The following is a 3,314-nucleotide window of genomic DNA, read 5'->3' on the forward strand; positions in this document are numbered from 1 at the left end:
ATGTCGGCGATGCGCCAGCCGCGCTGCACCCCGAGCGTTTTCAGCGCGGCGCGCGCCCGCAGGTCGGCGTCGTCATGGTTGTCGTAGATCGACGCCACCGCGGGCCCGATCCCCATCCGGTTCCGCTCGTTATAGTACCAGTCGCGCGCCAGCATGGTTTACATCCCTTCAGGCCCGCGACCGATCGCGGCAACGCCGGTGCGCGACACCTCGACAAGGCCGAGCGGGCGCATCAGGTCGATATATTGATTGATCTTGTCGGTATTGCCTGTGATCTCGAACACAAAGCTCTCGGTGGTGGCGTCGATCACCCGGGCGCGGAACGCATCCGCCAGCCTGAGCGCCTCGACCCGATGCTCGCCCTGCCCGCGCACCTTCACCATCGCGAGCTCCCGCTCGATCGAGCGCCTGGTCAGGGTCATGTCGACGACCCGGTAGACCGGGATCATGCGATCGAGCTGGTGCTTGATCTGCTCGATCACCATCGGCGTGCCCGTGGTGACGATGGTGATGCGCGACAGATGTTTCTGGCTCTCGGTCTCAGAGACCGTGAGGCTTTCGATGTTGTAGCCGCGGCCGGAGAACAGGCCGATGACGCGCGCGAGCACGCCCGGCTCGTTCTGCACGAGCACCGAGAGCGTATGCGTCTCGTTCGGATCGTGGCGCTCCTCGATGAAATAGGCGGATGCGGGCTGGTTCATTGTCGTCCCCTCAAATCTCTCTCGTCACACCAGCGCCTTGCCGCCGGCGAACGCCTTGGCGGTGGCCTCGTCGTTGGCCTGCTCCGGCAACAGCATCTCGTTGTGCGCCTTGCCGGACGGAATCATCGGGAAGCAGTTTTCGAGCGCCGCGACGCGGCAGTCGAACAGCACGGGCCGCTTGACCGAGATCATCTCCTGGATGGCGCCGTCGAGATCGCCGGGCTTGTGCACCTGGATGCCGACGCCGCCATAGGCTTCCGCGAGCTTGACGAAATCCGGCAGCGCCTCCGAGTAGGAATGCGACAGGCGGTTCCCGTGCAGCAGCTGCTGCCACTGCCGCACCATGCCCATGTATTGGTTGTTCAGGATGAAGATCTTGATCGGCAGCTCGTACTGCACCGCCGTCGACATCTCCTGCATCGTCATTTGCACCGAGGCATCACCCGCGATGTCGATGACGAGGCTGTCGGGATGGGCCACCTGCACGCCCACCGCGGCCGGCAGGCCGTAGCCCATGGTGCCGAGACCGCCTGACGTCATCCAGCGATGCGGCTCCTCGAAGCCGAAGAACTGCGCCGCCCACATCTGGTGCTGGCCGACCTCGGTGGTGATGTAGGTATCCTTGCCGCGCGTCGCCTCGAACAGGCTCTGGATCGCGTGCTGCGGCAGGATGACATCGTTGCTCTTCCGGTAATAGAGCGAGTTGCGGGCACGCCACTGCGCGATCTGCTGCCACCACGCCTTGATGTCGGGCTTCTTCGCCTCCGCCTTGAACACCTGGAGGATGTCGCCGAGGATGTTGCCGCAATCGCCGATGATCGGAACGTCGACCCGGATGTTCTTGTTGATCGAGGACGGGTCGATGTCGATATGGATCTTCTTCGAGCCGGGCGAGAACGCATCGACGCGGCCGGTGATGCGGTCGTCGAAGCGCGCGCCGACGCACAGCATGACGTCGCAATCATGCATCGTCATGTTGGCTTCGTAAGTGCCGTGCATGCCCAGCATGCCGAGCCAGTTCTTGCCCGACGCAGGGTACGCGCCGAGGCCCATCAGCGTGGACGTGATTGGGAAACCGGTGACCTCGACCAGCTCGCGCAAGAGCCTGGTCGCCTCGGGGCCGGAATTGATGACGCCGCCACCGCTATAGATCACCGGGCGCTTCGCATTGGCGAGCAGCGCGATGGCTTTGCGGATCTGCGTCGCATCACCCTTCACGCGCGGCGCATAGGAGCGGTGCACGTCGGATTTGCGCGGCGGATGATAGGTACCGGTCGCGAACTGCACGTCCTTGGGAACGTCGACGAGCACCGGGCCCGGTCGGCCTGAGGTCGCGACATAGAAAGCTTCGTGCAGAACCTTTGCGAGATCGTTGACGTCGCGCACCAGCCAGTTGTGCTTGGTGCAGGGGCGCGTGATGCCGACGGTGTCGCATTCCTGGAACGCGTCGTTGCCGATCAGATGCGTCGGCACCTGGCCCGAGATGCAGACCAGCGGGATCGAGTCCATCAGCGCATCCGTCAGCGGCGTCACCATGTTGGTGGCACCGGGTCCGGAGGTCACCAGCGCGACGCCCGGTTTGCCGGTCGAGCGGGCATAACCCTCGGCGGCGTGGCCCGCGCCCTGCTCGTGGCGAACCAGGATGTGCTGGACCTCGCTCTGCTGGAAGATCTCGTCATAGATCGGAAGCACGGCGCCGCCGGGATAGCCGAAAATGTCGGTCACGCCGTGATCGATGAGCGCGCGAACGATCATCGCGGCGCCGGTCATCTGGTTCGGATCGTGGCTCTTGTCGCTCATTGGCTTGCTCCGGATGCGCTGTTGTCAGCGGCTTTGGTCGTGTCGGGTTCGGGAAATAAAAAAGGCCCCGAAGAGGGCCCATGCACACCGCCTGTCATGTGGATGGCAGCTAGCCATCCCCGGCGGTGTGCCTGGGTACGACGGCGATAAGGAGTTTGGTAATAATGTTACGCATTGCAGGCGCTCGGCTTCCCAAAGGTTGCGCGAAACATAGCGGCCAAAGCTTGGATGTCAAGGCAATGCGGCCAATCCCACGCGATTTTGGCAATGTAGCGGTGTTCCCTGAGTTCGGCGAGAGGTAAATTGTGGAACCCGGGTAGAAAAGGGCGTCAGCCTGGATCGCTGACGACGCTCCGCATGGCGGCGAGCCAAGCCCTCGCCTCCTCCGGCTTTACCCATTCGAACTCCGGCAATTGATGCCGGAACCAGGTGAATTGCCGCTTGGCATAGTGCCGGGTGTCGGCACGCCCGATCATGGCGGCCTGCTCCAGGCTGAGCTCACCGCGCAGGTGCCGGATCAGGGCCGGCACGCCGTGGGCTTTCATCGCCGGCAGCAGCGGATCGAGGTGTCTGGCGGCGAGCCGCTCGACCTCGCTCAACGCGCCGGCTCCCAACATGGCATCGAAACGGGCGTCGATCCGTGCATAGAGCTCGTCGCGGTCGGGAGCGAGAAATACCGCGCGAAAACTGTCCTTCGGCAGCAGCGGCGGCTGGCCCTCCCGATGCCAGTCGAGCAGGGAACGGCCGGTCGCCTCGACCACTTCGAGAGCGCGCGCGATCCGGGTCCGGTCACGCAGGTTCAATCGCTCGGCG

The 3,314-nt window shown here is 64.1% G+C and carries 2 protein-coding genes and 2 pseudogenes; all 4 read right to left on the reverse strand.

The window, feature by feature from the left end; all coding sequences use genetic code 11:
* A pseudogene (locus MOV75_RS31910) lies at positions 1-155 on the reverse strand (SAM-dependent methyltransferase); the annotation flags it as partial.
* 3 nt (positions 156-158) lie between these two features.
* Entirely contained in the window at positions 159-701 is a 543-nt protein-coding gene (gene ilvN / locus MOV75_RS31915) for an acetolactate synthase small subunit (RefSeq protein ID WP_246925109.1), read from the reverse strand.
* Positions 702-725: 24 nt separating this feature from the next.
* Entirely contained in the window at positions 726-2,501 is a 1,776-nt protein-coding gene (locus MOV75_RS31920) for an acetolactate synthase 3 large subunit (RefSeq protein WP_246925105.1), read from the reverse strand.
* Positions 2,502-2,830: 329 nt separating this feature from the next.
* Positions 2,831-3,314, reverse strand: a pseudogene (locus MOV75_RS31925) (tRNA dimethylallyltransferase); the annotation flags it as partial.

The sequence above is a fragment of the Bradyrhizobium sp. PRIMUS42 genome, from assembly GCF_023006515.1.
Taxonomy (GTDB): domain Bacteria; phylum Pseudomonadota; class Alphaproteobacteria; order Rhizobiales; family Xanthobacteraceae; genus Bradyrhizobium.